A 26,230-nucleotide genomic window follows, 5' to 3' on the forward strand; every position below is an offset into this window, starting at 1 on the left:
CAAGCGGCTTCGGGCCGGTTGTCGCATGGCCCGCCGGCAGCCGCCTGGCGGGCATCCCCGGGGGCGCCGGAAAGGACGAAAAAAAGGGCACGGTCGGCGCCAAGCGCCGGCGTGCCCGCATGGAGAATCCCGGACGGAGGGTGCGACGGGGCCCGTCGGGCCCCGTTTCAGGTCAGAAACGCGTGCGGATGCCCGACGTCAGTTCGAGCTGGTTCTTCGCGCCGAACGTCGACGACACCGTGTAGCCGCCGTGCAGCTTCATGTAATCACCGGCCAGGTAGACCTCGGTGCGCTTGCTCAGGTGATAGAACACCGACCCGTAGATCGTTTCCTTGAAGCCGTTGGCGACGCCGTTGGTCAGGCTGAACGCGCCGAGGTTCGCGTTCGGCGTGAAGCCGTCGGCGTTGTTCGCGGCGTTCTTCACGCGCATCTGCTGGTAGCCGAGCTCGTAGTCGAGCGCGCCCTTCGGGGCGATCTTCATCGAGACCGTCCACGAATCGTCGTGGCGCTGGCCGAGCGAGCCCTGGTCGCCGTTGTAGCGGAAGTAGCCGGCGTTCAGGCGCACGATGCTGAACGTGTAGTTGCCGCCGACCGAGAACGTCTGGTTCGTGAAGCCGCCGTTGTTCACGTGGTTGTAGAAGCCCGACACGTTGAACGGCCCGCCGTTGTAGCCGAGCGCGACCTGGTACGCGGAGCCGGTCGCGAACGCGGTCGAGTTGCTGAACTGGTAGCCGGCGCTCGCGAAGATGCCGTTGTTGAACAGCTTCTTCCACGCGATGCCGTTGTTGTAACGCGTGCCGGTCGGGCTGGCCGCGTAGAAGATCATCTGCTTGAAGTTGTTCGAGTTGGTCCAGCCGCCTTCTTCGGTCGACAGCTTCGCGGAGCCGTACGGGTCGCCGTAGATCGCGGCCGCGTCGCGCGCGATCGTGTTCTGGAAGCCGGCCGTCAGCTTGCCGAAGCGCTCGTCCTCGATGCCGACCCACGCATCGCGGTCGAAGATCTGGCCGTTGTCTTCCATCTGGCCGTTCGCGACCACGTATTCACTTTCGAGGCGGAAGATGACCTTCGTGCCGCCGCCGATATCCTCGGCGCCTTTCAGGCCCCAGCGGCTGCCGCTGAACCACGGCTCGCCTTCGTTGCCCATCCCGATCACGTGATTGCCGTTCGCATCGGCGTGGGTCCGGTAGGTCGGAAAGCTCAGGTCCATCAGGCCGTAGAGCTGCACGCTCGACTGCGCATGCGCCTGGGTGCCGGCGCACAGGCCTGCCGCCGCGATGGAAAGGGCAAGGGTTTTTCGTTTCAAGATCGTCTCCTCCGAGCTGCCGCATTGAAATCTGGTCGTTGGCAGTACGTAATGTATGCCGACTCTTGCCGGCCACAGCGAGAGGGCCGACGCGTAGCATCGTAGTGGGTGCAATCCTTCACGACGCTTTCCCGGACGCAAGAATCGGATCGGTGAAAACACCGAACGCGCAACAATCGCGGATCGGGCAGGCGTGCGGAAGCAGGCAAGCCGGGGCGCCGGCATGCGTCGATGACGTTTCGTTCTACGAATCGATATTCAGGGCTCGCAAAGGAGCCCGTCAGTCCTGTGTGCTCTTCATGCGCAGGATGTAACCGAGCCCGCGCAGCGTGATGATTTCGGCCGTGCTGCCAGCGAGATGCTTGCGCAGCCGGTGGATGTAGATGTCGATCGCGTCGGCGCTCGGCTCGTCGTCGAGCGCGAACACGCTGTCCATCAGCCGCGCCTTCGACACCGTCTTGTTCTGCTGCAGCATCAGCGTTTCGAGGATCGCGTGCTCGCGGCGGCGCAGCGCGAGCACCGTTTCGCCGCAGCGGAATTCGCGCGTGCCGAACGCATAGACGAGATCGCCGCACACGAGCTGCGTCGTGCCGACGCCGGCCTGCCGGCGGATCAGTGCGCGAATCCGGGCGACCAGCTCGCGCGATTCGAACGGCTTCACGACGTAATCGTCGGCGCCCGCGCCGAAGCAGTCGACCTTGTCGTCGACCGAGCCGTGCGCGGTCAGCATCAGCACCGGCACGTTGTCGTTGCGGCGCCGCAGCCGCGCGAGCACCTCCTTGCCGCTGATGCCGGGCAGGCGCATGTCGAGCAGCACCGCGTCGTAGCGTTCGGTCTTCAGCACCGTATCGGCGCGCTCGCCGTCGCCGACGGAATCGACCGCGAAATCCTCGCCGCGCAGCAGGTTCACGATCCAGTGCGCGAGTTCGGCGTTGTCTTCGACCAGCAGGAGTTTCATGGCGACATCTCTTCAATCGTACGCGGGCAGCCGTACAGTCACAACGATACCGCGATTGCCGGCCCCCGGCGCGAGCGACGCGCTGCCGCCGTGCGCCTGCGCGATCTCGCGGACGATCGCGAGCCCGAGGCCCGAGCCCTCGGTGTCGGCCGACACGCGGTAGAACCGCTTGAACACGTGCGGCCGCGCTTCGGCCGGGATGCCCGGGCCGTTGTCGACCACGTCGAGCACGATCGCGTCGCCGTCGCGGCGGGCGGCCACCGTCACGCAGCCGCCCGGCTGCGTGTAGCGCACCGCGTTGTCGACGAGGTTCATCACCAGCGCGGTCAGCAGGCTGTCGCTGCCCGCGACGTCGAGCCGCTCGCCGAGGTCGGCCCCGAGATCGATGTTGCGCCGCTGCGCGAGCACGATCGTTTCCTCGAGCACGCTCGACACCACGGCCGCGAGATCGACGCGATGGTTCAGCAGCGTCGACGGCGTGGCCTCCGCATGCGCGAGCAGCAGCAGCTTGTCGGTCACGTCGGCCATCTTGCGGCTGCTGCGCTGCATGCTGTCGAGCACCGACGCGAGCTCCGGATCGTCGTGCCCGCGCCGCTGCGCGTACTGGATCTGCGTGTCGAGCACCGCGATCGGCGTGCGCAACTGATGCGCGGCATCCGCGATGAAGCGGCGCTGCGTGGCCGTGTGCGTGTTGAGCCGCGCGATGCACTGGTTGATCGCGTCGACGATCGGCCGCAGCTCGTTCTGCAGCCGCTCGGGGCGGATCGGCTCCAGCTCCATCGGCCCGCGGTCGGCCACGTCGTCCTTCAGCTTCATCAGCGGCCGCATCTCGAAGGTGAGGCCGAGGTACACGAGCCCCATCGCGAGCATCAGCATCAGCGACAGGCGCACGAGCTGCGGCCGCCAGATCGTGGCGACCATCGCGCGGTGCGAGCGCGTCGTCTTCGCGACGACCACCGTGACCGTCTCGACGTTCCCCTCGTCGTAAAGCTGCCGGTCGTAGGCCACCGCGCGCAGCGGCACGCCGTCGAGCGACGTGTCGTACAGCGTCGGCTCGACGCCGTGCCGCGCGGGTATGTCGAGCGCCGGCGTGCCCGCGAGCAGGCGGTCGTGGCCGTCGATCACCTTGTAGAACACCGAATCGCGCGACGGCGATTCGAAGATCTCCAGCGCGGCGGGCGGCACGTCGGCGACCGGCAGCCCGTTGCGCCATTCGATGTCCTCGCCGATCGTGCGCGCGGATGCAACGAGCGCGCTGTCCTGCACGAGCGCGGCCGTGGTCCGCGCGGTGTCGTACGACATCGCGCCGGCGATCAGCATGAACACCGCGAGCGGCAGCAGCAGCCACCACAGCAGCCGTCCGCGCAGGCTGTGCGCCATCCTGTTGCGCTCCTTCTCCGAAATGCCGAACCGCGCCGGGGGCGCCGGCGCGGTCGGGGGTGTCATGTCAAGCGTCCGTCTGCGGCGTTCAGAACGCCGCGGGGCGCCACTTCAGCAGCCGCTTCTCGAGCCACGTCAGCAGGTAGTCGGCGGCCAGCGCGACCACCGCCAGCACGATCATCGCCGCGAATACGCCGCTCGCGTTGAACGCGCCCTGGGCGGTGGAGATTAGCAAACCGATGCCCTGCTTGGAACCCAGGAATTCGCCGACGACCGCACCGACCAGCGCGAAGCCGAAGCTCACGTGCAGGCTGGCGAGAATCCAGCTCAGCGCGGACGGGATCACGACCGCCGTGGTGATCTGCCGGCGCGACGCGCCGAGGATCTGCGCGTTGGCGATCAGGTAGCGGTCGGCTTCGCGCACGCCCTGGAACGCGTTGCCGAACACGACGAAGAACACCATCACGACGGCCAGCGCGATCTTCGACGCCATCCCGAGGCCCAGCGCGATCACGAAGATCGAGCCGAGCACGACGCGCGGGATCGAGTTCGCGATCTGGATGTACAGGCCGAACACGTCGGCCATCAGCTTGTTGCGGCCGAGCACGATCCCGCAGATCACGCCGGCCACCGAGCCGATCAGGAAGCCGATGCCGGTTTCCTCGAGCGTGACCCACACCTGCGTGAGCAGCGGGCCCTGCGACGTGCCGTTCACGAACCAGTCCTGGATCTGGTCGAAGATCAGCGACGGCATCGAGAAGAAGAACGGATCGATCCACTTGAGGCGTGCGGCGAGTTCCCACCCGCCGAGCACGATCACCAGCACGGCGATCCGCAGCGTGACGATCAGGTTGCGCCGGCGGCGTAGCCGGCGTTGCGCGGCGCGCTCGTCGTCCTCGAGCGTCGTCGCCGGAATGGCGGTGGGGGGAAGCGTCATGTCGGTCATGCTCCTGTCCTTGCTGTCCTTGCCTTGAGCGTATGCGTCAGCCGATCTGCACTTCTTCGCGCAGGTCGTGCCAGATGTCCTTGGAAATTTCGATGAAGCGCGTGTCGTAGCGGATCTCCGACGTGACGCGCGGGCGCGGCAGGTCGATCTCGTACACGCGCTTGAGCGTAGCGGGCCGCGCGGTCAGCACGAACACGCGGTCGGCAAGCGCGATCGCCTCCTCGAGATCGTGCGTAACGAACACGACCGACCCTTTGTTCGCCGACCAGAGCTGCAGCAGCTCGTCCTGCATCAGCGTGCGCGTCTGCATGTCGAGCGCGGAGAACGGCTCGTCCATCAGCAGGATTTCCGGCTGGTTGATGAAGGTCTGCGCGAGCGCGACGCGCTTCCTCATCCCGCCGGAAAGCTGGTGCGGGTAGTGCTTCGTGAACTTGTCGAGGCCGACCTTGCGGATCCATTCCTCGGCCTGCGCGTACGCGGCGTCCTTCGAGCGGCCGCGAAACAGCGGGCCCGCCGCGACGTTGTCGATCACGTTGCGCCACGGGAACACGGCGTCGGCCTGGAACACGAAGCCGATACGCGGATCGATCCCGTCGACCGGGCGGCCCATCACGCGCACCTCGCCCGACACGGGCTTGAGCAGCCCGGTGATCAGGTTCAGCGTCGTCGACTTGCCGCAGCCGGTCGGCCCGACGATCGCGATGAACTCGCCGCGCGCGACGCTCATGCTGAAGTCGCGCAACGCGACGGTGGCCTTGCCTTCCGGCGAAATGAAGCGGCACGACACGTTGCGAAACTCGATCGCCGGTGTGCTCGGGGAGACTGCCTGGTTCATCGCATTCGTCCTGCGGGTGAGGAGGGCGTCGCATCGTGGCGACGCCGGGCCGGTCAACCGGGCCGGAACGGGGAACGCACGGCGGCGGGATCGCCGCCGCCTGCGCCGCTACCGGGTTCGCTTACTTCGCGTTCACGAAATCGTTCGTGAAGGTGCGCGCCAGGTCGATATGCTTGCCCTTCACCGACGGGTTGAACGCCGACAGCACCTTCAGCACGGTCGCCGGGCCGTCCGCCGGCATCTTGCCGTCGGCCGTGTACATCGGCAGCGACGCCTTCAGCGCGGTCACGTACAGCGCCTTGTCCTTCTGGTAGTCGGCCGGCATCTTCGCGGCGATTTCGTCGGCGCTGTGGGTGTGGATGAACTGCATCGTCTTCGCGAACGCGTGTGCGAGCTTGACCGCCTGATCCTTGTGCGAATCGGCCCACGCCGACTGCACGTACAGGCTCGCGGCCGGGTAGGTGCCGCCGAGCGCTGCGCGCGTGCCTTCGACGGTGCGCATGTCGACCAGCACCTTCGCGTCGCCCATCTTCTCGAGCGCGGACACGGTCGGCTCGGTCGTCATCCCGGCGTCGATGCGGCCCTGCTTGATCGCGGCGATGAAGCTCGCGTCGGCGCCGACCGGCAGCATCGTGTACTGCGTCGACGGCACGCCGTGCTGCAGCGCGAGGTATTGCGTGAGGAAGCTGGTCGACGAACCGAGGCCCGTCACGCCGAGCGTCTTGCCCTTCGCGTCGGCCATCGACTTGAAGGTCGGCGCGGCCTTGGTCGATACCATCTCGACTTCACCCGGCACCTGGCCGAACACGGCGATCGCCTTCACGTCCTTGCCCTTGCTCTGCAGGTCGATCGTGTGGTCGTAGAAGCCGACCACGCCCTGCACGGCGCCCGCGAGCAGCTCGTTTTCCGCGTCGACGCCGGCCGGCTGCGACAGCAGCTCGACGTCGAGCCCTTCGGCCTTGAAGTAGCCGAGTTCCTGCGTGAGCCGCGCGGGCAGGTAGATGAGCTTCGCGATCCCGCCGACCATGATCGTGATCTTGCCGCCGTCGTCGGCGAAAGCGGGGTGAGCGGCAAGCGCGCAGCTCAGGCTGGCTGCAACGGCGAGGGTGCGCAGGATGGGTCGCATCGGGTCGTCTCCGTTCGTTGTATTCGTATGGCGCGATGCTTGCTGCATCGTCACGACGAGTATAGGGAGGCGAAACCTTCCGCTACCTTTCGCGGGCGGGCGATTCCTTTAGGGGTTTTCCAGCAACGGAGGGCCGGAACAGGCGGGGGACGGGGGCGGGATGCGCTCAGCGCCAGCCGGTCAGCACGCGGCCCATCGCGTCGAGCCCCATGTCGAACAGGTGCGACACGAACGGCACGAGGTTCGGGATCATCAGTTGCACGAGCAACAGCCCGACGAGCATCGTGACGGGAAAGCCGATCTGGAACACGCCGATCTGCGGCGCCGCGCGGTTCAGGATGCCGAGCGCGAGGTTCGCGATCAAGAGCGCCGCGACCACCGGCAGCGCGAGCAGCAGCCCCATCTCGAACACGGCCGCGCCGAACCCGGCGAGCGTGCGCCAGCCGGGCGCGTGCAGCAGGTCGGCCGACACCGGCAGCGACTGGAACGACGCGGTGAGCGCGGCGAACACCTGCAGGTGGCCGTCCACCGCGAGGAACGCGAGCATCGCGACCGCGTTCAGGAAGCGGCCCATCACGGGCGTCGCGCCGCTCGTGTGCGGATCGAAGAAGGTGGCGAAGCCGAGCCCCATCGACAGCCCGATGAAGTCGCCGGCCGCCTCGACGGCCGCGAACACGATCTGCATCGTGAAGCCCATCGCGGCACCGATCAGGAACTGCGTGACGAGGATCCAGATGCCCTGCGCGGAGAACACGGTGACGTCCGGCATCGCGCCGAGCGTAGGCGCGACGACCAGCGCCATGAACGCGGCGAGGCCGATCTTCACGCGCACGGGCACCGCCGCGTGGCCCACGACGGGCGCGGTCGCGACGAGCGCGAGCATCCGCACGAACGGCCACAGGAACGCCGTGAGCCAGCCGTTGAGCTGCGCGTAGGTAACCGAGAACATCGCCGCCGGGTGGTGCGTGAGGCTCAGCCGACGCCGAGCGTCGCGACGTGCAGCAGCGTCTGCCGCAGGTAGTCGAGCATCGTCGTCAGCATCCACGGGCCGGCGATCACGAGCGTCGCGGCGACCGCGAGCAGCTTCGGGATGAACGACAGCGTCGCCTCGTTGATCTGCGTCGCGGCCTGGAACAGGCTCACGACGAGGCCGACCGCGAGCGCGACCAGCAGCAGCGGGGCGGCCAGCAGCAGGCCGACCATCATCGCCTGGTGCGCCAGGGTCATCACTTGTTCGGGCGTCATCGTGCGGTTCCTCCGCCGCTTACGTAAAGCTCTGCGCGAGCGAGCCGATCAGCAGCTGCCAGCCGTCGACCAGCACGAACAGCATCAGCTTGAACGGCAGCGACACGGTGGACGGCGACACCATCATCATCCCCATCGACATCAGCACGCTCGCGACGACCATGTCGATGATCAGGAACGGGATGAAGACCGTGAAGCCGATCTGGAAGCCGGTCTTCAGCTCGCTCGTGACGAACGCGGGCACCAGCAGCGACAGCGGCACGTCTTCAGGCCCCTGCATCGGCGCGGCCTTCGAGATCTTCGCGAACAGCGCGAGATCGGTCTCGCGGGTCTGCTTCAGCATGAAGGTCTTGAACGGCGCGACGCCGCGCTGCACCGCCTGCTCCATCGGCATCGAGCCGTCGGAGAACGGCTTGTAGCCGTCGTTGTACGCGCGGTCGAGCACCGGCGACATCACGAAGAAGGTGAGGAACATCGCGAGGCCGACGAGCACCTGGTTCGGCGGCGTCGTCGCGGTGCCGAGCGCCTGGCGCAGCAGCGACAGCACGATGATGATGCGCGTGAAGCTCGTCATCATCAGCAGCATCGCCGGCAGGAACGACAGCATCGTGAGCAGCAGCATCGTCTGCACGCTCAGCGAATACGTGGTGCCGCCGTGCGGGCCCGGGCTCGCGTTGAACGCGGGCAGGCCGTTCGCCTGCGCATAAGCGAGCGCAGGCGCGAGGCAGAGGATCAGCACGGGCGCGAAGCGCGCCGCGCGATGCAGGAATGCGTGTTTCATCGGAATGCGGGGTCGGAAAGAGGGCGCGGCGCCATGTCAGCGGTCCTTGCCGCGACCGAGGCGCTTCGCGGCTTCGCCCGCGAGCGCGTCGCGAAACCGCGAGCCGAACGTGCCGGGCAGGCCGCCTTCGGACGCTGCGGCGCCGGCGGGCGCGTCGGCCGAGGTCGATGCCACGGTCGCGGTGGCCGCTGCCGAACCGGCCGGCAGCGTATGCAGCAAGCGCACGTTGCCCGGCGCGACGCCGAGCACGAGCCAGGTGTCGCCGATCTCGACGATCGTCGCGCTTTCCTTGGCACCGACCGCGACGCTCGACACGACCTTCAGCGGGCCGCCGCGGCGTGCATGCTGGAAGCCGAAGCGGCGCGCGAGCCATGCGCACGCGAACACGAGACCGATCACGACCGCGAGCCCGACCAGCGTCTGCAGCACCGCGCCGAAGCCGAGCGACGGTGCGGCCGAACCGACCATCACGCTCGATGCGATCGCCCCGGCGTTGTTCACCGCGTTCATGTCGGCGGCGCCGGCCGGCGCGCAGGCAAGCGACGCCGCCATGGCCGCGGCAGCCGCTGCCACGCTTGCGACGCGCACGCGGCGGCCGGGCTTTGCTGCGTTCACCGGTTCAGTTTCCGGATGCGTTCGGCCGGCGTGATGATGTCGGTCAGGCGGATGCCGAACTTGTCGTTGACGACCACGACCTCGCCCTGCGCGATCAGGCAGCCGTTCACGAGCACGTCCATCGGTTCGCCGGCCATGCCGTCCAGCTCGACGACCGAACCCTGCGCGAGCTGCAGCAGGTTGCGGATCGCGATCTTCGTGCGGCCGAGCTCCACGGTCATCTTGACCGGGATGTCGAGGATCATCTCGATGTCGTTGTGCGTCGAGCTTGCGGCGGCCTTCGACAGCGGCTGGAACACGCCGGCGCCCGTCGCGCCCGCCTGCACCGGCTGCTGGTTCTGCTCGGCGAGCGCGGCCGCCCAGTCGTCCATGCCCGGATCTTCTTCCGCCGCGGCCGGTGCCGCCTGCGCGGCGGCGGCCGAGGCCGCGAGGGCCGCGTCGGCCATCGCTTGTGCGTCGTCCTCGGGCGTCTGGTTCAGCTCACTCATATCCACCTTCCTTCATCGAGTCGCCCGCGCTGATCATCTTCTGCACGCGCAACGCATATTGACCATTGAAAATTCCGTAGCCGCATTCCATCACCGGCACGCCGTCGACCCTCGCGGTGATCGTGTCCTCGATTTCCAGCGGCAGCACGTCGCCCGCGCGCAGGTTCAGGATCTTCTCGAAGTTCGACGAGATCTCGGCGAGGTTCGCGGTCAGCTCGACCTCGGCGGCCTGCACCTGCTGCGACAGCACGCGCACCCAGCGGCGGTCGACTTCGAGCGCCTCGCCCTGGATCGGCGAACTGAGCACGTCGCGGATCGGCTCGATCATCGAGTACGGCATGCAGATGTGCAGCGTGCCGCCCGTCGGCCCGAACTCGATCGAGAACTGCGTGACGATGACGATCTCGTTCGGCGTCGCGACGTTCGCGAACTGCGTGTGCATTTCCGAGCGCACGAATTCGAACTGCAGCGGCCGCACGCTCTTCCACGCGGTCGTGTAGTGCTCGAACACGAGGTTCAGCAGCTTGCCGATGATCCGCTGCTCGGTGGCCGTGAAATCGCGGCCCTCGACGCGCGTGTGAAAGCGCCCGTCGCCGCCGAACAGGTTGTCGACGACGAAGAACACGAGGTTCGGGTCGAACACGAACAGCGACGTGCCGCGCAGCGGCTTCACGTGCACCAGGTTCAGGTTCGTCGGGATCGGCAGGTTGCGGGTGAACTCGCTGTACTTCTGCACCTTCACCTGGCTGACGGAGATTTCCGCCGTGCGCCGCATGAAGTTGAAGATGCCGATCCGCAGCAGGCGCGCGAAGCGGTCGTTGATGATCTCGAGGCCGGGCATCCGGCCGCGGACGATCCGCTCCTGCGTCGCAATGTTGTAGGGGCGGACGCCCGATGTGTCGCGCTGCTCGTCGACTGCATCGGCTTCGCCCGTGACGCCCTTGAGGAGGGCATCGACCTCCTCCTGGGACATGAACTCCTGGTGACCCATACGCGCTCCTTTCGCGGCCGCGTTACTGGACGACGAACTCGGTGAACAGCACGTCGTCGACCTTCGCGCGCTGGTTGCCCGGCTGCGTCGGCTGCTCGATCAGGTCCCGCAGTTCCTTCGCGAGCGAACGTTTGCCGTCCGGCGTCGCGAGATCCTCGGGATGCTTGTTCGACAGCGCGAGCAGGATCCGGCTACGGATCTCCGGCATCCGCGCGGTCAGTTGCTCCTGCGCCTTCGGGTCGGTGAGCTTCAGCGACAGGCCGACGCGCAGGTAGTGCTGCGCGCCGTCGTCGGACTGCAGGTTCACGGTCAGCGGGTCGAGCGGGAAGAACACCGGCGCGGCAAGCGGCGCCGGCTCGGCGGGCGTGCTCGCATGGCCGACGCCTTCCTTGCTCAGGAACACGTACATGCCGCCGGCTGCGGCAGCTGCCGCGCCCAGCGCGATGACGGCGATGAGCGCGATGCGCTTGAACTTGCCGGACGAAGTCGGCTTGTCGGCGGTCGGGTTTGCGGTCGTGGAGGCCATGTGAATGCGTGCGTGATGTCTCGTAGCATGCATTGTTCGGCATCCGGGCCGAGCCCGATGGGCGGAAAAGAGGGGGGATTTGCGGCTATCTCAGCCGATTGTCGGCCGGGTGTCGGCCGGATGCAGGGTAAGTGGGGGCGGAAAGGGCCACCGGACTGGCGGCCAAAGCGTGCGTGGCCGGGAGAAGGCGCCGTTCCCGCCGCACGGAGCCTGCCGCGCCGATGGCGGCGGGCACGGTCGCGCCGGGCCGGCGTTTGGCCGGGCGCCGGCCGCCCGGTCAGATCGGCAGCAGCGTCAGGAGCGGCGCGATCAGCACCATCGCGACGCCGGCGATCATCATCGTCAGGCTCGACACGACGCCTTCCTCACTGCCGATCTCGCGTGCCTTCGCGGTACCCACGCCGTGGGCGGCCGCGCCGAACAGCGCACCGCGCGCGAGCCGCGTGCGCATCGGCACCAGCGCGAGCACCAGCTCGCCGAGCAGCATCCCGCAGATGCCGGTCGCGATCACGAAGAGGGCGGTGAGATCCTTCGGTGCGTGGATCTTGTCCGACACGGCGAGCGCGAACGGCGTCGACACCGAGCGCGTCATCAGCGAGCGCTGCAGCTCGGGCGACAGGTGCAGCAGCTTCGCGAGCAGCAGCGACCCGCACACGCCTGCGGCGATCCCGACTGCCACGCCGACCGACAGCGACAGCCAGTGGCGGCGGATCAGGTCGCGATAGTCGTAGATCGGCACCGCGAACGCGATCGTCGCCGGGCCGAGCAGCCACATCAGCCAGCGCGTGTCGCGGAAGTAGACCGAATACGGGATGCCGGTCAGCAGGACGAGCAGCACCAGCACGCCCGGCACGAACACGAGCGGCGAGAACAGCAGCGTCTTCTTGTACGCGTAGAGCCGCTTCGACGCGAAATACAGCACGACCGTCAGCACGAAGCAGCCGAACGAGATCGCGGTGTTCGCCTGGTCGGCGGACAGGTTCGACAATGCGGCAAGCATGGCAGGCTCCGGCTCAGTGGGCGGACGCGGCGCTCAGGCGCGTGCGGCGGCGTTCGGCGAATACGCGCTGCGCGGCGAGCCGGCGCTCGAGCTTCGCGGCGAGGTCGACCGCGACGGCCACCGCGACCATCACGAACGCGGTGCCGGCGAGCATCACCAGCGCGATGCGCCAGCCGTCCTCGCGGAACAGCCCGCCGTACTGCACGGCCGCGACGGCGGCCGGCACGAAGAACAGCAGCATGTCGGACAGCAGCCAGTTCGCGCCGTCCTTCACCCACGCGGGCGCGACACGGCCCGAGAACAGCAGCACGAGGAGCACCGCGAGGCCGATCACGCCGGACGGGATCGGCAGCCCGACCTTGCGCACGGCCCAGTCGACCGCCATCCACAGCACGCCGAGCGCGGCGGCCTGCAGCGCGATCCGGCCCGTGTGCGCCATGCTGCCCGAAGCGGCGGGGCGGGCGGCGAGTGCGGCGGTCGGCTTGGTCATGGCAGGCTCCCTACAGATATTCCGTTGATGGTGGGAGTATAGGGTTTCCCCTAACCATAAATAAAATGACTTGTCTCTATCCTTGTCATTCCAATTCGGAATTCACCTTTGATCGCCGCACCATTTTGGGGAGACATCGATGGAATTGCGCGCGCTGCGGTACTTCGTCGAGGTGGTTCGCCAGCAGAGCTTCACGGCGGCCGCCGACAAGCTGTTCGTGACCCAGCCGACCATCAGCAAGATGGTGAAGGCGCTGGAGGACGAGATCGGTTCGCCGCTGCTGCTGCGCGACGGCCGGCAGATGGTGCTGACCGACGCGGGGCGGATCGTGTTCCAGCGCGGCCAGGACGTGCTCGCCGCACAGGCGCAACTGCAGTCGGAGCTGAACGATCTCGGCACGCTCGGGCGCGGCGAGCTGACGATCGGGATCCCGCCGCTCGGCGGCTCGCTGTTCACGCCGATCATCGCCGCATACAAGCAGCGCTATCCGAACATCGAGCTGAAGCTGTTCGAGCAGGGCGCGCGGATGATCGAGGCCGCGCTGACGTCGGGTGAGCTGGAGCTGGGCGGGCTGCTGGAGCCGGTCGACCCCGGCACCTTCGAGCGGCTGCCGATGGTGCGCGCGCCGCTGTGGCTCGTCGCGCCGCGCGAGTCGCGCTGGGAGGATCACGCGGCCGTGCCGCTCGCGGATCTCGCGCGCGAGTCGTTCGTGTTCTACGCGGAAAGCCTCGCGCTGCACGACGCGGTGCTCGACGCGTGCCGGAAGGTCGGCTTCACGCCGTCGATCGTGAGCCGCAGCGGCCACTGGGATTTCATGGCCGCGCTCGTGCATGCGGGGGTCGGCATCGCGCTGCTGCCCGAGCCGTATTGCCGTCGGCTCGACGCGGGCCAGTTCACGTGCCGGCCGATCGTCGAGCCGGAGATCACGTGGGCGATCGCGCTCGGCTGGCTGAAGAAGGGGTATCTGTCGCACGCGGCGCGCGCGTGGCTTGAAGTGGCGCGGGCGACGCTGCCGATCGCGCCCGGCGACGACCTGGCGTTCGGCGGGTTGCGGGCGCGGGAGTGACGCCCGCCGGGACGGGCGGTAAAACGAACGAGGCGGGCGCAACGGCCGCCCGCCGCTCCGTCAATGCCCCATCGCCGGCCCCGCCCCCTTCCTCGGCTTCGTGACCCACACGAGCAACGCGAGCGCGCCGAACATGAACGCCGACAGCAGGAAGAAGTCGTTGGTCGCCATCATGAAGCCCTGCTGCGTGACGAGCTGGTTGAGCTGCGCATTGGCCGTCTGGCCGACGATACCGAGCTGCGACAGCGCGCCCTGGTAGTCGGTCGTGCTCTGCGCATACACGCTCACCGATTCCGACAGCCGCGCATGGTGGTAGATCGCGTCGTTCTCCCAGAACGTCGAGCTGGCCGCGGTGCCGATCGCGCCGGACAGCGTGCGCAGGAAGTTCGACAGCCCCGACGCGCTCGCGAGCCGCTCGTCGGGGATGCTCGACAGCGTGATCGTCGTCATCGGCACGAAGAAGCACGCCACGCCGATCCCCTGCACGAGCCGCGGCAGGATCACGTGGTTGAACGGCACGTCGAGCGTGAACGTCGAGTTCCAGATCGACACGCCGGCGAACACGATGAACGCGAAGCTCGCGACCATCCGCAGGTCGAGCCGGTGCATGTTGCGGCCGATCAGCGGCGACAGCACGAGCGCGAGCAGCCCGACCGGCGCGGTCGCGAGGCCGGCCTTGCCGGCCGTGTAGCCCATCACCGTCTGCAGCCACAGCGGGAAGATCACGACCGAGCCGAAGAACGCCATGAAGCCGAACGAGATGATCATCGCGCCGAGCGCGAAGTTGCGGTCCTTGAAGAGCGACAGGTCGACCACCGGCTCCTTCTCGGTCGCCTCCCACACGAGCATGAACGCGAGCGACACGACCGCGATCAGCGCCAGCGCGACGATGAACGTCGAGTTGAACCAGTCGCGGTCCTTGCCGAGGTCGAGCATCATCTGCAGGCACGACACGCCGATCACGAGCAGCGCGAGGCCGATCGCGTCGATCCGCTGCTTCGACGTCTTCGTTTCGCGGCCGCGCAGCAGGAAATACGCGCAGGTCGCCGAGAAGATGCCGATCGGCAGGTTGATGTAGAAGATCCACGGCCACGTGTAGTTGTCGCTGATCCAGCCGCCCAGCAACGGGCCGAAGATCGGCGCGACGATCACCGTCATCGCCCACAGCCCGAGCGCGAGCCCGCGCTTCGCGGGCGGGTAGCTGCGCATCAGGATCGTCTGCGACAGCGGCACCATCGGCCCCGACACGAGGCCCTGCAGCAGCCGGAACGCGATCAGCGTCTCGAAGTTGGTCGCGAGGCCGCACAGCGCCGACGCGACCGTGAACGCGAGCACCGACAGCGTGAACAGGCGCACCTCGCCGACCCGCCGCGCGAGCCAGCCGGTGAGCGGCACCGCGATCGCGGAAGCCACCGAGTACGACGAGATCACCCAGGTGCCTTCGCTCGTCGCGACGCCGAGGCTGCCGGAAATGGTCGGCACCGCGACGTTCGCGATCGACGTGTCGAGCACTTCCATGAAGGTGCCGAGCGCGAGCCCGACGGTGAGCAGCGCGAGTGCGCCGCCGGACAGCGGCGCGGGCGAAGCGGCGGGTTCGGCGGCGGATGCCGTGGTGGCGGACATCGGAATCTCCTAGACGCGGCGCGCGCGACGCGCCGGCACAACGCACGGGTGTGCGCCGCAGCGCAGCCCGGCCGGGTGGATCGGATAAGGGAAAAAGGGGAGCACGTGCCCTGTCATCTTCTGCCCAGACAGATAAATAAGCGAATGCTTAACCTAGACATGGGGCCTCCGCGCACATCAGCTGTCCGCTTCGTCGTCGGGTTTCGGGCAACCGGTCGAGCCGGGCCCGTTGGCGATGAAGCGCTGCAGCAGGCCGGTGAGCGTCACGAGCTCGTCAGCCGAGAAACCGTCGAGCTGCGCGTTGAGCGCGTTCGCGATCAGCGACGGCAGCGCCCGGGCGGCTTCGGCGCCACGTTCGGTCAGCGTCAGCTCGATCATCCGGCGGTCCTGCTCGCTGCGCGAGCGGGCGACCAGCCCCTTGCGTTCGAGCCGGTCGAGCATCCGTGTCATCGAACCGCTGTCGTACGACATCTTGCGGGACAGCTCGAACGGCGTGCGCGCATAGCCGCGCGACAGCAGCAGGATCACGCCGATCTGCTGCGCGGTGAGGTCGAGCGGCTCGAGCGCACGGTCCATCCGCTCGACGAGCGCCTGCTTCGCCTTCGACAGGTAATAGCCGAGGCTCGTTTCCAGCGCGATGTTCTCGGGATCGTAGAGGCGGCCGGTCATGCGATTGCGCGCGCAGCAATAGTGCGTTTCGGATTTAAACGCGCCCAGTATCTTGAAAATTGATTGCTTAGTCAATATTATTTGAGGCAACCAGTTACGACGTGCATGTTGCACTGCCGGAGACGATGTTCTGACCGATGCGCCCGCGCTGCGGGCACCCCGAGGATGTTCGCGATGCTGTTCCTGAAAAATGCCGCCGGCGCGCTGCGCCGCAACCTGACCGATACCGCTCATCATGCGTTTTCCGGGCCGCACCGCGGCTGGAAGATCGCGCTGTACGTGACGATGCTGGTGGTCCCGGGCGGCTCGCTCGCGGCGCTCGGGTTCGCATGGTTCGATCATCGCCGGCAGCGCAACGCGAAAGACGGCGCTCGCCGCACGGGCCAGCCGGCCGCGACGGAGCCGTCGACATGGCGGTCCGCCGCCGAACCGCTCTCGCTGCCCGCGCGCTGCCACTGACATCGCGCTTCTCCCGCCTTCCTGACTGTTCCGACCGAGCGCCGGCCGCGCCCCCGCACGGCCGGCGGCGCACGCCCGTCTTCCCGTCAGCGAGCCGTAATGGCCGGTAAACCGGCCACGCGCGCCGGTAACACATTCCTGTCCCCGCGCACCGTACCCTTGGGGCTGCGCAGCTTTCCCGCCGTCAGTTACCATTTGTCCGCCAGCGGCACGACGACCGCATCGCGCGACACCGCTCGCCGGATGTCCCGCCCAGACAGGAAAATCACCATGCCGTACGCCTCCCTCCCGCGCGCCCTTCGCCCGCTGAGCGCCGCCGTCGCCGTCGCGACGGCCGTGCTGCTCGCCGGCTGCGCCGTCGGGCCCGACTATCACCGGCCCGACACGTCGATCCCCGCCGCATACAAGGAAGCGCCGGCCGGCTGGAAAGTCGCGCAGCCCGCCGACCGCACCGACCGCGGCGCGTGGTGGACGGTCTACAACGATCCGCAGCTCGATGCGCTGATCGGCAGGCTCAACGCGTCGAACCAGACCATCGCGCAATCGGCGGCGGCTTACCGGCAGGCGCGCGCGCTCGTCACCGAAGCGCGCGCCGCGTATTTCCCGACCGTCGGGCTGACCGCGTCGGGCTCGCGCGCCCGCACGCCGCGCACGTCGGTGTCGTCGGGTTCGTCGAGTTTCAGCAGCAGTTCGTCGATCAGCAACAGCTACAGCGTCGGCCTCGACGCGAGCTGGGAACCCGACCTGTGGGGCAAGGTGAGCCGTACCGTCAGCGCGCAGCGCGCCGGCGAAGCGGCCGCCGCAGCCGATCTCGCGAACGCGCGGCTGTCGCAGCAAGCGCTGCTCGCGCAAACCTACTTCCAGCTGCGCACGTCCGATGCGCTGCAGAAGCTGCTCGACGACACCGTGAAGTCGTACGAACAGTCGCTGAAACTCACGCAGAACCAGTACGCGCAGGGCGTCGCCGCACGCGCGGACGTGATCCAGGCGCAGACGCAGCTGCAGAGCGCGCAGGCCGCGTCGATCGACAATGGCGTGGCCCGCGCGCAGTACGAGCATGCGATCGCGACGCTGATCGGCGAACCGGCGTCCACCTTCTCGTTGCCGCCGAATCCGCTCACGGCCGAGCCGCCGATCACGCCGGTCGACGTGCCGTCCGCGATCCTCGAGCGCCGGCCCGACGTCGCCGCGGCCGAGCGCCGTGCGGCGGCCGCGAACGAGCAGATCGGCGTTGCGATCTCCGCGTTCTTCCCGACCCTCACGCTGTCGGCCACCGGCGGCTTCCAGAGCTCGGTGTGGTCGCAGCTGTTCACGCTGCCGGCGCGCTTCTGGACGGTCGGCCCGCAGCTCGCGGCCACGCTGTTCGACGCCGGGCTGCGCGCCGCGCAGACCGACGCCGCGCGCGCGACCTACGACCAGGACGTCGCCGCGTACCGCCTCGCGGTGCTCACCGCGTTCCAGGATGTCGAGGACAACCTCGCGTCGCAGCGCATCCTCGCGCAGGAAATCGACGTGCAGCGGCAGGCGGTCGACAGCGCCCTGCATTCGCTCGCGATCGTCACGAACCAGTACAAGGCCGGCACGGTCGCCTACCTGAACGTGCTGACCGCGCAGACCACCGCGTTCACCGCGCAGCAGAAGCTCGCGACGATCGCCGGGCAGCGGATGACGTCGTCGGTCGGGCTCGTGAAGGCGCTCGGCGGCGGCTGGAACGTCGCAGAGATGACGCGCGAGAACGGCGACATGGCGGCACCTGCACCCGTGCCGGCGTCCGGTGCGGCCGCGCCCGCGGCCACCGCACCGTCGGTCGCCGCGCCGCTCGCGCAGAAGTAGGAAGGAAAGGGCGACGCGCGCGTCAGCGCTGCGCGTCGCCGAAGATCAGCGACACCTCGTTGTTCCCGATCGGGTGGCCGAGCAGGTTCAACAGCCCCGCGAGGTTCGCCTGCTGCTCGGGCGCCGAATGCGCGGTGCCGCGGAACGATCCCTGGCCCGGGCCGAAGGTGCCGTGGCCGTCGAGGAACAGCGGGCCCTGCGTCGTCGACAGGTCGAGATCGGCGCCGGCCCCCTTTGCCTGCAGCACTGCGCGGTACGAACCGAGCGGCTTCACGCGCGATACGCGCGAACTCATCGAGTCGATCGTCACCGTCAGCTGGCCGAACGCGTTGTTGCCGATCAGGCGCCAGTCGCTCCAGCCGAGCCGCACGTCGCCCTGCAGGTCGAGCGTGTTGAACGGCGTGCCGAGCCCGGCGAGCAGCGACGCGGGCACGGCCATCGTGCCCGCCGACAGCACCGCGCCGCGCCACGTCGCATCGAGCGTGACCGCATCGGGCATCGCCTCGGTCTGCCGCATGCGCATCTGCACGCGCCCGGTCAGCAGCGGCCAGAAGCGCGTGGTCCATTCGACCCGGCCCGGCAGCAGCGTCGCCGCGGTCTGATCGGCCCCCGGCGCGAGCATCAGCGTGCCCGAACCGTGCCACAGCGACCCGTCGGGATCGACGAGATTCACATGCCCGCCGGTCGCGCGCGCGAACTGCGGCGCGATCCACGCGGCCGGCGCGAGCGCGACGAGCGTCACCGCCGTCGCCAGTCCGCCCGCCAGTACCCACGGCAATGCGGTGGCGAGCCGCTTGATTCCCGGCCTCATCGGCCGACCGCCACTTGCGTCGTCCAACGGCGTCATTTCTGCGTAGACGGTTGCATCACGGCCGTCAGGTCGACCTGCCCGTCGTCCTTCAGCGCGGTGGCATGCGCTTCGCCGACCTGCACCTTGAACTGCCGGCGCGCATCGTCGAGCCACTGCGTCCACGCCGGGAACGACACGTTCTTCATCTGGACCTGCACGCCGTTGCCGACGATCTGCACCTGCGCACCCTGCATCCCGTGATCGGACAGCGATGCGGTCAGCGCGTCCTTCAGCGCGAGGCCGGTCGGTGCCACGCCCTGCGCGGCGGCCGTCAGCGACTTCGCCTCGTTCGCCTGCGCGGTCATCTGCGCCAGCTCGCGGCGCATCGTCGGCAGCTCGCGCTGGATCCGCGCGCGGCCTTCCTGCGCGGGCGACCACAGCACCGAATACGCGATCGCGACCGCCAGCACGGTGCCCCCCCAGCCGAGCAGCGTCTTTTCACGCGGCGAACGCTCGCCCCAGAACTGGGCCAGCGTCTGGTTCAGTTGTTCCGTCTTCATGAGCGGCTCCGGATCGTCCATTTGCCCGTGTTGCTGTCGACTTCGCCGGACAGTCCGTTACGCGCGAGGCGCTGCGTGAAATCGGGATCGACCTTGACCTCCGGCTTGAAGCCGACGTCGAGCTTCCGGTCGTGGTAGTCGAGCGACGCGATGCCGTTCAGCGGCAGCGCGCCCATCGACCGCGACAGCCCGCTCGACAGCGCGAGGAAATCGTTCGGCGACAGCTCGCCGGCTGCCAGGCGCAACTGGTCGAGCTGGCGCTGCATCTGCGCGGGCGGATCGAGCACCGTCGTCGTCTTCGGGAACGCGGACAGCAGCGTCTCGGTGATCTGCGCGGACAGCGCATCGCGCTCGCGCGACAGCTTCCACCAGTGCAGGTTCATCCCGATCACCGCCACGCCGAGCGTCGCCGCGACGAGGGCGAGCGGCACGCGCAGGCGCTTCACCGTCGCGCGGTCGAAGCGCCACGGCTGCGATTCGAATTCGAACTGGCACAGGTCGAACTTCTCGGTCAGTGCGCGTCGCGCGAACGCGTCGAACGACAGCGGCACGGCGCCCGGCAGCAGCGGGCCGTCGGCGCGGCCGACCGACGCGAGCCGTGGCTCCGCGCCCGGCTCGCCGAGTTCGTACAGTTCGACGTCGCCGCCACCCGCCAGCGCGGCCAGCGTGCCGGCCGCGCGCGACGCGGGCGCCGCGAAGCCTTCGCCGAGCGCACCGCGTGCGACCGCGAGTTCGAGGCGCGGTGCACCGGTCGCAGCCGGCTGCGCGCCGGCCTCGACGAGCACCGATTCGACCGACGTCGCAAGCCCGAGCACCGCGGCCACGGTTGCCGGACGGGCCGGCGGCACGTCGACGGCGTCCGCGGCAACCGCGGCGGCATCGACTTCGCTGTCGGCCGGCGCGGCGGCGACGTGCGGCGCCGGCAGGCAGCGGGTCGCGGGCACCGCGCTCAGGTGCCGGTGGCCGGCCGCCGTAAACGCTTCGCAGATCGTGCGGAACCACGCGCGATCGACGACGGCCAGCACGCGGCGCCCGTCGGGCAGCGCATCCGGATCGAGCGCGATATGGCAGCCGAGCGGATCCTGGATCAGCTGATCCTCGACGATGTTGGGCAGCGCCTGGCGCAGCTTCGGTCCCTTCAACGGCGGCACGGTCGCGGCCAGCAGCAGCACGTCGCGCGCGGCGACGATCAGCACCGTCGCATTCGCGCGCGGCAGCAGCGCGAGCGCGGCGCGGCCGGCGCGCTGCACATGGCCGGCCTTGTCGACGAGCGTGAACGGCAGCTCGGGCCACTGCCATTCCTGCAACGGCACGGCAGGCTCGCGCGGCGGCAAAGAAACAATCAACGTGCTCACAAGAGCTCCTCTCCCGATTGGCGTCGTTATAGCTGGTCGCGGATGCGCACGACCCGTGTCGAGTGCGTGGTCGGATCACGATACACGAGCGAGGTGCGATCGACCTCCGCGCGTTCGTGCTGAATCCGGCCATGCACGATGAAATAGCTCGAATTGACGTCGATGACGCTCGAGTCGAGCGTCACGTTCGGCGCACCGGCGCCGCGCAGCGCGAGCTGCACGTCGCCGACGTTGCGGAAAAACACGGTCTCGCGGCGCGACACGAGCGCCTGCGCGGACGACACGCTCATCCCCGGCATCAGCGCCGCGATCACCTCGGCCGGCGCGGTGTTCATGTTCACGGGCGTCGTGGTCGGCAACACGGTGACGAACGGGCGCAGCCGCGCGACCATCTCGGGCGTCACGCCGTCGACATCGAGCAGGCTGTCGACGCCCGTCATCATCAGCGGCGCCGGCCCGCGGTCGCCGCCCGTCATGCCGGGATCGTCGGTGAAGCCGCCGCCGCCCTGTTGATCGGTCGTCACCGGCGCGGTGATCGGCGGCGCCGTGCCACCACCCGGCAGCGTCGGCATCTGGAAACGCGTCGCCGAATTCAGCAGGCTCGCGCGCACCTGCAGCGCGATGCGCTTCGCGAACGCGCCGTCGTAGCCGAGCGTCGTCAGCAGGCGCTGGAACGCCTGGACCTGCGTGACATTCAACTGCAGCACGCCGGGCGCCGGCGACGCCACGAGGTTGCGCAGGTTGAACTTCGCCTGCGCGTCCTCGATCGAGCCGGAGATATAGGTGTCTTCGCTGCCATTGTCGTTGGGCGCGCCGATCCGGCCGAGGAAGTCCGACAGCTTCGTCTTCGCGATCGGTACACCCCAGATGCCGCCCAGATACGTGATGCCGGGCGCCGTGTCGCCTTCGGAGCGCAGGATCATCCGCGTCCAGTCGAGCGCGCCGCGCGCGACCCACTGCGCCTGCGCGAGCACGCGCTGGTTCTCGATGCGGCGGATCTGCACCTGCTGGCGCCACAGCATCCCCGAGACGAGGATCGCCGACAGCGCGACGACGAGCAGCGCGGTGATGATCGCCGCGCCGCGCTGGCGGCCGCGTGCCCGTGCGCAACCGGCGGCACGCGCGGCAAGCAATGAGCGGTGAGGGCGCGCGCGCATCGTCATTCCCCGACGAGGAAGATGCGCGTGACGGGCACGCGCAGCGACGTCGCGCCGATGCTGACCTGCAGCCCCGTCACCGCGCGCGCAGGCGGCGCGTTGCCGAGCTGCGGCACCTTGAGCGCATCGTTGTTCTGCGCGAGCGCGTCGTTGGCCGTCTGCAGGTTGGTGGTCCAGCCCACGCGCGGCACGTACAGCTTCGCGTCGATCGCGCCGACGCCGCCCATCAGCGCGACCCAGCTCCAGCCTTCGACGCTGCTGTCCTTCAGCACGCTGCGCAACCGGTTCGCGTCGTCGATCGGCGGCGACGCATAGCGCACGACGCGCCCGCCGGCGATCCGGTAGCGGACCACCTGCAGTCGCGGCGCAGCGCCCGGCACTTCGAGTTCGCGGACGATCTGCAGCGTATTGCCGGCGACGCCGATCGCCGGCTGGCCGGCCTCGTCGTCGGTCGCGGCGAGCCGCGCGTCGATGCGCATCTGGTCGAACATTTGCGCGAACACGCGCTCGTCTTCCATCGCGGCCGCAACCTTGTCGCGTCCGCGCATGATCTGGTCGAGCCCGCGCCACGCGAGGATCGCGACCACCGCGAGGATCGCGATCGCGATCATCAGCTCGATCAGCGTGAAGCCGCGGGCGGGGCGGGCGAGCGGGCGGCGCATCGGCGCGTCAGAGCGGACGGCTGGTTTCATTCGCGACCACCGTCACCATCTGTGCGAGCACGCCGGTGTGCCCGGGCATGCTCACCGAAATCCGGACGCGCCGGAACACCGGGTTGGGCGTGGTGCTCACGCGTTGCGTGCAGACGAGCTGCACGTTTCCTTGCGAGCAGTCGAAACTCTGTTCGCCGATCTCCGGCCACGCATGCGTGAGGCGCATCTGCGCGAGCGCGTTGTCGGCGCTCCAGCCGGCGAGCAGCCGGTGATGAAGATCGGACGCGTTGTTCGCCATCGTGCCGACCGCGCGGATCGACGCGGCGAGCGCGACCGCGATGATCGCGAGCGCGACCAGCACTTCGATCATCGTGAAACCGCGCGCGCCGGAGGAGGTACTCCAGGGGTGGGCCGAAGAAAGCCCCCTCGAGGAAGGGCGGCGCGATGAAGCAACGGGGAAGGGCAGGCGACGACGCATCGTCATTGCACCTCGTAGCGGCCGTTGCCGGTGCCGACGATAGTCGCGCTGCCGACGGCAGAATGCAGCGTCACGCGCACCGGCGTGTCGATGCTCTCGGTGCCGAACACGACGCGGTTCGCATGCGTGTCGGACCCCGGATAGTCGATGTCGGCGCCCGTGACGCCACCGTCCCAGTCACGCGGGCGCAGCAGGTCGTCGCGCAGCGTGCGCCAGCCGTCGGGCGAGCTCACGTCGAAACGGAAGCCGTGTGCGGTCGGCTGCCACGCGATCGGCCGGGCACGTACCTGCGCTTCGTCGCCGGCGGTCTCGAACAGCAGCGCGATGCGCTGCGCTTCCTCGCGCAGGTCGGTGCGCGGATTGCGCGTGAGCGACAGCGACGCGAGCGACACGAGCAGCCCCGCGATCACGAGCACGACCAGCATCTCGAGCAGCGTGAAGCCGCGTGCGCGATGACGCCGCGCCACGTATGACGCCTGCCCGCCGTCGGCACGCGCCGGTACGGACGAAGCCGCGCCGCGACGCGCACGGCGATCGCGGCCGCAGCGGGAGGTCGTGCGAATGGCGAGCATGAAGAACGGGAACGAAGCGTCGGGTCGGTCAGTGAAGGCTTATTGCCACGAACCGATGTCGGAATCGTTGCCTTCGCCGCCTTCCTTGCCGTCGGCGCCGTAGCTGAACACGTCGATCTCGCCGTGCACGCCCGGGTTCAGGTACTTGTAGCCGTTGCCCCACGGATCGTTCGGCAGGCGTTCGAGATAACCGCCGTCCTTCCAGTTGTTCGGGATCGGATCGGTGGACGGCTTCTGGATCAACGCGTTCAGACCCTGCTCCTGAGTCGGGTAGCGGCCGTTGTCGAGCCGGTACAGCTTGAGCGCCTGCATGATCGTGCCGATATCCTGCTTCGCGGCGATGCGGCGTGCCTCGTCCGGGCGGCTCATGATCTTCGGCACGATCAGCGCCGCCAGGATCCCGAGGATCGCGACCACCACCATGATCTCGATCAGCGTGAAACCGCGCTGACGACGCACGGCCGCGTTGCGGCGAGTGATCCACGTTTGCATGACTGACTACCTCTTTCCAAAAAATGTCGTTGGTCGGGTGACGCACCCGGCGCACCGGACGATTGCCTGTCGGCAACCTTCCGAACCCGCGGGCGCGGAGCACGCATTGTAAGGCGCGCATTGCCGAGGGCTTTCACCCAACGCAAATTTCACATACATCCGTACAATAGCGCGCATGAACGCGCTCTCGATCCGGATCCTCTCCCTAGCCCTCTTCGCGGGTTTGTGCGCGACGGCCACCTACTGGGTCGTCACGCTGTCAGCCCGTGAAGCGCCGCTGCCCGCCGCCGCCGCGCGGCTGCCGATCCGCACCGAGGACGCCGCGGCGCTCTTCGGCGGTCAGCTCGACAAGAATCCCGTGCAGGACATCCACCTGTTCGGCATCCTCGCGCTCGACCACGGCGGCGCCGCGATCGTCGGTGTCGGCGGTGAACCGCCGCGCGCCGTGTCGCTCGGCGCGGACGTCACGTCCGGCGCGAAGCTCGCCGAAGTCCGCCCCCGCTCGATCATCGTCGAGCGCAACGGCGCCCGCACCGAAGTCCAGCTTCCCGCCAACACGCCGTCCCCGGCGATCTACGTGCGCTGAAGCAGAAGGCGACGGCCCGACCAACGGTCAGGCCGTCACTGCACCATGTTGTTCAGCTCGATGATCGGCAGCATCACGGCCAGCACGATCACGAGCACGATGCCGCCCATCGCCAGGATCAGCAGCGGCTCGAGCAGGCTCGTCAGGAACATCGTGCGACGCTCGAGCTCGCGCGCTTCGCCTTCGGCCGCGCGATCCAGCATCGTCGTCACGTCGCCCGTCGCTTCACCGGAACGGATCAGGTGCACGAGCACCGGCGGAAACGTCTTCACGTTGTTCAGCGCGCGCGACAGCGCGGAGCCTTCGCGCACGCGCACGATCGCGTCGTCGATGTTCGCGCGCATCGCGCGGTTCGACAGCGTTTCGCCGGCCGCCTGCAACGCGCGCAGGATCGGCACGCCCGCCGCGGTGAGGATGCCGAGCGTGCTCGCAAAGCGCACCGTGTTGTAGCCGCGCACGAGCTTGCCCGCGAGCGGTGCGGTGAGCACCCAGCGGTCGAACGCGAGGCGCGGCCCATCACGCGACAGCGTCGCCTTCACGAACCACACGATCAGCACGACCGCGATCAGGATCGCCCACCACCAGTGCCGCACGAAATCCGACAGCGCCATCATCACGATCGTCAGCACCGGCAACTGCTGCTTCGTGCTCGCGAACACGTTGACGACCTGCGGCACGACATAGCTCAGCAGGAACGTGACGATGCCGAATGCGATCAGCGTGACGATCCCCGGATACGTGAACGCCAGCAGGATCTTCTGCTTCAGCGCGTTGCTCTGCTCGATGTAGTCGGCGAGGCGCGACAGCACGATGCCGAGCTTGCCGGTGTGCTCGCCCGCCGCGACGAGCGCACGGTAGATTTCCGGGAAGTCGCGCGGATGCTGGCCCAGCGCATTCGCGAGCGAATGGCCGCCGAGCACCTCGGCGCGGATCGCGGCCATCAGTTCGCGAATGTAGTCGCGCTCGGCCTGCTCGGTCAGCACGCCGAGCGCCTCGTCGAGCGGCAGCCCCGCGATTAACAGGCTCGCAAGCTGGCGCGTGAGGATCGCCTGTTCACGCTGCGACAGCTTGCGGCCGAACGCGAGCCGCTGCGACCGCGCGCCGCGCGTCGCGCTGGCGGCCGGTTCGACGACGAGCGGCGTGAGCCCCTGCGTGCGCAGCTGGCCGCGCGCGGCACGTGCGCTGTCGGCATCGATGACGCCTTTCTGCGCGCGTCCCGCCGAATCGATTGCTTCGAAACGGAATGCCGGCAT

30 protein-coding genes are annotated in these 26,230 nt (G+C 68.5%); 4 read left to right on the forward strand and 26 right to left on the reverse strand.

The annotated features are described in order from the left end of the window. Window positions 1-172: 172 nt before the first annotated feature. From BDI24065_RS29755 to BDI24065_RS29825, 15 genes are all read right to left on the reverse strand, one after another. The gene (locus BDI24065_RS29755; protein ID WP_175034265.1) at window positions 173-1,303 is read right to left on the reverse strand and encodes a porin; all 1,131 of its coding nucleotides are present in this window, start codon (window positions 1,301-1,303) and stop codon (window positions 173-175) included. Window positions 1,304-1,583: 280 nt separating this feature from the next. Continuing rightward, on the reverse strand, window positions 1,584-2,261 hold the full coding sequence (locus BDI24065_RS29760; RefSeq protein WP_041492705.1) for a response regulator: 678 nt from the start codon (window positions 2,259-2,261) through the stop codon (window positions 1,584-1,586). Window positions 2,262-2,273: 12 nt separating this feature from the next. Beyond that, entirely contained in the window at window positions 2,274-3,641 is a 1,368-nt protein-coding gene (locus BDI24065_RS29765) for a sensor histidine kinase (RefSeq protein WP_175034309.1), read from the reverse strand. A gap of 88 nt (window positions 3,642-3,729) precedes the next feature. Next, window positions 3,730-4,587, reverse strand: coding sequence for an ABC transporter permease (locus BDI24065_RS29770; protein WP_174940302.1), 858 nt, complete (start codon window positions 4,585-4,587; stop codon window positions 3,730-3,732). A gap of 37 nt (window positions 4,588-4,624) precedes the next feature. After that, window positions 4,625-5,422, reverse strand: coding sequence for an ABC transporter ATP-binding protein (locus tag BDI24065_RS29775; protein WP_175034266.1), 798 nt, complete (start codon window positions 5,420-5,422; stop codon window positions 4,625-4,627). 121 nt (window positions 5,423-5,543) lie between these two features. Next, complete coding sequence (locus tag BDI24065_RS29780; protein ID WP_175034267.1) at window positions 5,544-6,548, reverse strand: ABC transporter substrate-binding protein; 1,005 nt, start codon at window positions 6,546-6,548, stop codon at window positions 5,544-5,546. A 166-nt stretch (window positions 6,549-6,714) separates the two neighbouring features. Next, window positions 6,715-7,497, reverse strand: a complete 783-nt coding sequence (gene fliR, locus BDI24065_RS29785; protein WP_175034268.1) for a flagellar biosynthetic protein FliR — start codon at window positions 7,495-7,497, stop codon at window positions 6,715-6,717. Window positions 7,498-7,520: 23 nt separating this feature from the next. Beyond that, the gene (fliQ, locus tag BDI24065_RS29790) at window positions 7,521-7,793 is read right to left on the reverse strand and encodes a flagellar biosynthesis protein FliQ (RefSeq protein ID WP_006491272.1); all 273 of its coding nucleotides are present in this window, start codon (window positions 7,791-7,793) and stop codon (window positions 7,521-7,523) included. Between the two features lie 19 nt (window positions 7,794-7,812). Then, window positions 7,813-8,574: a flagellar type III secretion system pore protein FliP gene (gene fliP / locus BDI24065_RS29795; RefSeq protein ID WP_046550042.1), complete on the reverse strand. Its 762-nt coding sequence runs from the start codon at window positions 8,572-8,574 to the stop codon at window positions 7,813-7,815. A gap of 36 nt (window positions 8,575-8,610) precedes the next feature. After that, window positions 8,611-9,189 carry a flagellar biosynthetic protein FliO gene (gene fliO, locus BDI24065_RS29800; protein ID WP_175034269.1) on the reverse strand — a complete coding sequence of 193 codons (579 nt, stop codon included), beginning with the start codon at window positions 9,187-9,189 and terminating at the stop codon, window positions 8,611-8,613. Next, a complete protein-coding gene (gene fliN / locus BDI24065_RS29805) occupies window positions 9,186-9,677 on the reverse strand; it encodes a flagellar motor switch protein FliN (RefSeq protein ID WP_011350466.1) in 492 nt (163 codons plus the stop codon). Before fliN ends, fliO begins: the two co-directional genes overlap by 4 nt. Further along, the gene (gene fliM / locus BDI24065_RS29810; RefSeq protein ID WP_175034270.1) at window positions 9,670-10,668 is read right to left on the reverse strand and encodes a flagellar motor switch protein FliM; all 999 of its coding nucleotides are present in this window, start codon (window positions 10,666-10,668) and stop codon (window positions 9,670-9,672) included. The genes fliN and fliM overlap by 8 nt, the downstream gene beginning before the upstream one ends. Window positions 10,669-10,690: 22 nt before the next feature. Next, window positions 10,691-11,227 (reverse strand): flagellar basal body-associated protein FliL, encoded by a 537-nt coding sequence (fliL, locus tag BDI24065_RS29815; protein WP_175034271.1) that lies wholly within the window; start codon window positions 11,225-11,227, stop codon window positions 10,691-10,693. Window positions 11,228-11,471: 244 nt separating this feature from the next. Next, the gene (locus BDI24065_RS29820) at window positions 11,472-12,194 is read right to left on the reverse strand and encodes an LrgB family protein (RefSeq protein WP_122944028.1); all 723 of its coding nucleotides are present in this window, start codon (window positions 12,192-12,194) and stop codon (window positions 11,472-11,474) included. A 13-nt stretch (window positions 12,195-12,207) separates the two neighbouring features. Next, the gene (locus BDI24065_RS29825) at window positions 12,208-12,684 is read right to left on the reverse strand and encodes a CidA/LrgA family protein (protein WP_175034272.1); all 477 of its coding nucleotides are present in this window, start codon (window positions 12,682-12,684) and stop codon (window positions 12,208-12,210) included. A gap of 139 nt (window positions 12,685-12,823) precedes the next feature. Between BDI24065_RS29825 and BDI24065_RS29830 the strand changes: the two genes are divergently transcribed. Then, complete coding sequence (locus BDI24065_RS29830; protein WP_175034273.1) at window positions 12,824-13,750, forward strand: LysR family transcriptional regulator; 927 nt, start codon at window positions 12,824-12,826, stop codon at window positions 13,748-13,750. A 60-nt stretch (window positions 13,751-13,810) separates the two neighbouring features. Here the strand turns inward: BDI24065_RS29830 and BDI24065_RS29835 are convergent, their stop codons facing one another. Then, a complete protein-coding gene (locus BDI24065_RS29835) occupies window positions 13,811-15,373 on the reverse strand; it encodes a DHA2 family efflux MFS transporter permease subunit (RefSeq protein ID WP_175034274.1) in 1,563 nt (520 codons plus the stop codon). A gap of 177 nt (window positions 15,374-15,550) precedes the next feature. Then, complete coding sequence (locus tag BDI24065_RS29840; RefSeq protein WP_175034275.1) at window positions 15,551-16,042, reverse strand: MarR family winged helix-turn-helix transcriptional regulator; 492 nt, start codon at window positions 16,040-16,042, stop codon at window positions 15,551-15,553. Window positions 16,043-16,216: 174 nt separating this feature from the next. Between BDI24065_RS29840 and BDI24065_RS29845 the strand changes: the two genes are divergently transcribed. Then, complete coding sequence (locus tag BDI24065_RS29845) at window positions 16,217-16,501, forward strand: multidrug ABC transporter ATPase (protein WP_175034276.1); 285 nt, start codon at window positions 16,217-16,219, stop codon at window positions 16,499-16,501. A 270-nt stretch (window positions 16,502-16,771) separates the two neighbouring features. Then, entirely contained in the window at window positions 16,772-18,334 is a 1,563-nt protein-coding gene (locus tag BDI24065_RS29850) for an efflux transporter outer membrane subunit (RefSeq protein WP_175034277.1), read from the forward strand. 22 nt (window positions 18,335-18,356) lie between these two features. Here BDI24065_RS29850 and BDI24065_RS29855 read toward each other — a convergent pair whose 3' ends face one another. From BDI24065_RS29855 to gspG, 8 genes are read right to left on the reverse strand one after another with little or no spacing between them, the layout of a single operon-like run. Beyond that, complete coding sequence (locus tag BDI24065_RS29855) at window positions 18,357-19,145, reverse strand: type II secretion system protein N (protein ID WP_175034278.1); 789 nt, start codon at window positions 19,143-19,145, stop codon at window positions 18,357-18,359. 32 nt (window positions 19,146-19,177) lie between these two features. After that, window positions 19,178-19,684 (reverse strand): type II secretion system protein GspM, encoded by a 507-nt coding sequence (gene gspM / locus BDI24065_RS29860; RefSeq protein WP_175034279.1) that lies wholly within the window; start codon window positions 19,682-19,684, stop codon window positions 19,178-19,180. Then, window positions 19,681-21,039: a type II secretion system protein GspL gene (gene gspL, locus BDI24065_RS29865; RefSeq protein WP_175034280.1), complete on the reverse strand. Its 1,359-nt coding sequence runs from the start codon at window positions 21,037-21,039 to the stop codon at window positions 19,681-19,683. Before gspL ends, gspM begins: the two co-directional genes overlap by 4 nt. 26 nt (window positions 21,040-21,065) lie before the next feature. Continuing rightward, window positions 21,066-22,196, reverse strand: coding sequence for a type II secretion system minor pseudopilin GspK (gene gspK / locus BDI24065_RS29870; protein WP_175034281.1), 1,131 nt, complete (start codon window positions 22,194-22,196; stop codon window positions 21,066-21,068). 2 nt (window positions 22,197-22,198) lie between these two features. Next, the gene (locus BDI24065_RS29875; protein WP_409951369.1) at window positions 22,199-22,858 is read right to left on the reverse strand and encodes a PulJ/GspJ family protein; all 660 of its coding nucleotides are present in this window, start codon (window positions 22,856-22,858) and stop codon (window positions 22,199-22,201) included. A 7-nt stretch (window positions 22,859-22,865) separates the two neighbouring features. Continuing rightward, entirely contained in the window at window positions 22,866-23,327 is a 462-nt protein-coding gene (gene gspI, locus BDI24065_RS29880; RefSeq protein WP_368040799.1) for a type II secretion system minor pseudopilin GspI, read from the reverse strand. Window positions 23,328-23,329: 2 nt separating this feature from the next. Beyond that, window positions 23,330-23,899, reverse strand: coding sequence for a GspH/FimT family pseudopilin (locus BDI24065_RS29885; protein WP_175034282.1), 570 nt, complete (start codon window positions 23,897-23,899; stop codon window positions 23,330-23,332). A gap of 39 nt (window positions 23,900-23,938) precedes the next feature. Then, on the reverse strand, window positions 23,939-24,391 hold the full coding sequence (gene gspG, locus BDI24065_RS29890; RefSeq protein WP_089438894.1) for a type II secretion system major pseudopilin GspG: 453 nt from the start codon (window positions 24,389-24,391) through the stop codon (window positions 23,939-23,941). Window positions 24,392-24,566: 175 nt separating this feature from the next. On the opposite strand from gspG, the gene BDI24065_RS29895 reads away from it, so the two are divergent. Continuing rightward, window positions 24,567-24,977: a type II secretion system protein N gene (locus tag BDI24065_RS29895; protein ID WP_174940276.1), complete on the forward strand. Its 411-nt coding sequence runs from the start codon at window positions 24,567-24,569 to the stop codon at window positions 24,975-24,977. A gap of 35 nt (window positions 24,978-25,012) precedes the next feature. Here the strand turns inward: BDI24065_RS29895 and gspF are convergent, their stop codons facing one another. Beyond that, complete coding sequence (gene gspF, locus BDI24065_RS29900; RefSeq protein ID WP_011350485.1) at window positions 25,013-26,230, reverse strand: type II secretion system inner membrane protein GspF; 1,218 nt, start codon at window positions 26,228-26,230, stop codon at window positions 25,013-25,015.

Source organism: Burkholderia lata, from assembly GCF_902499025.1.
Classification (GTDB): Bacteria; Pseudomonadota; Gammaproteobacteria; order Burkholderiales; family Burkholderiaceae; genus Burkholderia; species Burkholderia lata_C.

What these genes read in the sequence shown, in the direction of transcription:
- fliR (WP_175034268.1), bottom strand. Translation starts at nt 7,497, where the DNA reads ATGTTCTCGGTTACCTACGCGCAGCTCAACGGCTGGCTCACGGCGTTC.
- fliM (WP_175034270.1), bottom strand. Translation starts at nt 10,668, where the DNA reads ATGGGTCACCAGGAGTTCATGTCCCAGGAGGAGGTCGATGCCCTCCTC.
- BDI24065_RS29855 (WP_175034278.1), bottom strand. Translation starts at nt 19,145, where the DNA reads ATGAGGCCGGGAATCAAGCGGCTCGCCACCGCATTGCCGTGGGTACTG.
- BDI24065_RS29770 (WP_174940302.1), bottom strand. Translation starts at nt 4,587, where the DNA reads ATGACCGACATGACGCTTCCCCCCACCGCCATTCCGGCGACGACGCTC.
- gspM (WP_175034279.1), bottom strand. Translation starts at nt 19,684, where the DNA reads ATGAAGACGGAACAACTGAACCAGACGCTGGCCCAGTTCTGGGGCGAG.
- BDI24065_RS29885 (WP_175034282.1), bottom strand. Translation starts at nt 23,899, where the DNA reads ATGCTCGCCATTCGCACGACCTCCCGCTGCGGCCGCGATCGCCGTGCG.
- fliL (WP_175034271.1), bottom strand. Translation starts at nt 11,227, where the DNA reads ATGCATGCTACGAGACATCACGCACGCATTCACATGGCCTCCACGACC.
- BDI24065_RS29820 (WP_122944028.1), bottom strand. Translation starts at nt 12,194, where the DNA reads ATGCTTGCCGCATTGTCGAACCTGTCCGCCGACCAGGCGAACACCGCG.
- BDI24065_RS29830 (WP_175034273.1), top strand. Translation starts at nt 12,824, where the DNA reads ATGGAATTGCGCGCGCTGCGGTACTTCGTCGAGGTGGTTCGCCAGCAG.
- BDI24065_RS29825 (WP_175034272.1), bottom strand. Translation starts at nt 12,684, where the DNA reads ATGACCAAGCCGACCGCCGCACTCGCCGCCCGCCCCGCCGCTTCGGGC.
- BDI24065_RS29835 (WP_175034274.1), bottom strand. Translation starts at nt 15,373, where the DNA reads ATGTCCGCCACCACGGCATCCGCCGCCGAACCCGCCGCTTCGCCCGCG.
- BDI24065_RS29875 (WP_409951369.1), bottom strand. Translation starts at nt 22,858, where the DNA reads ATGCGCCGCCCGCTCGCCCGCCCCGCCCGCGGCTTCACGCTGATCGAG.
- fliP (WP_046550042.1), bottom strand. Translation starts at nt 8,574, where the DNA reads ATGAAACACGCATTCCTGCATCGCGCGGCGCGCTTCGCGCCCGTGCTG.
- gspI (WP_368040799.1), bottom strand. Translation starts at nt 23,327, where the DNA reads ATGCGTCGTCGCCTGCCCTTCCCCGTTGCTTCATCGCGCCGCCCTTCC.
- gspF (WP_011350485.1), bottom strand. Translation starts at nt 26,230, where the DNA reads ATGCCGGCATTCCGTTTCGAAGCAATCGATTCGGCGGGACGCGCGCAG.
- gspG (WP_089438894.1), bottom strand. Translation starts at nt 24,391, where the DNA reads ATGCAAACGTGGATCACTCGCCGCAACGCGGCCGTGCGTCGTCAGCGC.
- BDI24065_RS29775 (WP_175034266.1), bottom strand. Translation starts at nt 5,422, where the DNA reads ATGAACCAGGCAGTCTCCCCGAGCACACCGGCGATCGAGTTTCGCAAC.
- BDI24065_RS29760 (WP_041492705.1), bottom strand. Translation starts at nt 2,261, where the DNA reads ATGAAACTCCTGCTGGTCGAAGACAACGCCGAACTCGCGCACTGGATC.
- BDI24065_RS29765 (WP_175034309.1), bottom strand. Translation starts at nt 3,641, where the DNA reads ATGGCGCACAGCCTGCGCGGACGGCTGCTGTGGTGGCTGCTGCTGCCG.
- gspK (WP_175034281.1), bottom strand. Translation starts at nt 22,196, where the DNA reads ATGCGCGCGCGCCCTCACCGCTCATTGCTTGCCGCGCGTGCCGCCGGT.
- fliQ (WP_006491272.1), bottom strand. Translation starts at nt 7,793, where the DNA reads ATGACGCCCGAACAAGTGATGACCCTGGCGCACCAGGCGATGATGGTC.
- BDI24065_RS29850 (WP_175034277.1), top strand. Translation starts at nt 16,772, where the DNA reads ATGCCGTACGCCTCCCTCCCGCGCGCCCTTCGCCCGCTGAGCGCCGCC.
- fliN (WP_011350466.1), bottom strand. Translation starts at nt 9,677, where the DNA reads ATGAGTGAGCTGAACCAGACGCCCGAGGACGACGCACAAGCGATGGCC.
- BDI24065_RS29895 (WP_174940276.1), top strand. Translation starts at nt 24,567, where the DNA reads ATGAACGCGCTCTCGATCCGGATCCTCTCCCTAGCCCTCTTCGCGGGT.
- BDI24065_RS29780 (WP_175034267.1), bottom strand. Translation starts at nt 6,548, where the DNA reads ATGCGACCCATCCTGCGCACCCTCGCCGTTGCAGCCAGCCTGAGCTGC.
- BDI24065_RS29845 (WP_175034276.1), top strand. Translation starts at nt 16,217, where the DNA reads ATGCTGTTCCTGAAAAATGCCGCCGGCGCGCTGCGCCGCAACCTGACC.
- BDI24065_RS29840 (WP_175034275.1), bottom strand. Translation starts at nt 16,042, where the DNA reads ATGACCGGCCGCCTCTACGATCCCGAGAACATCGCGCTGGAAACGAGC.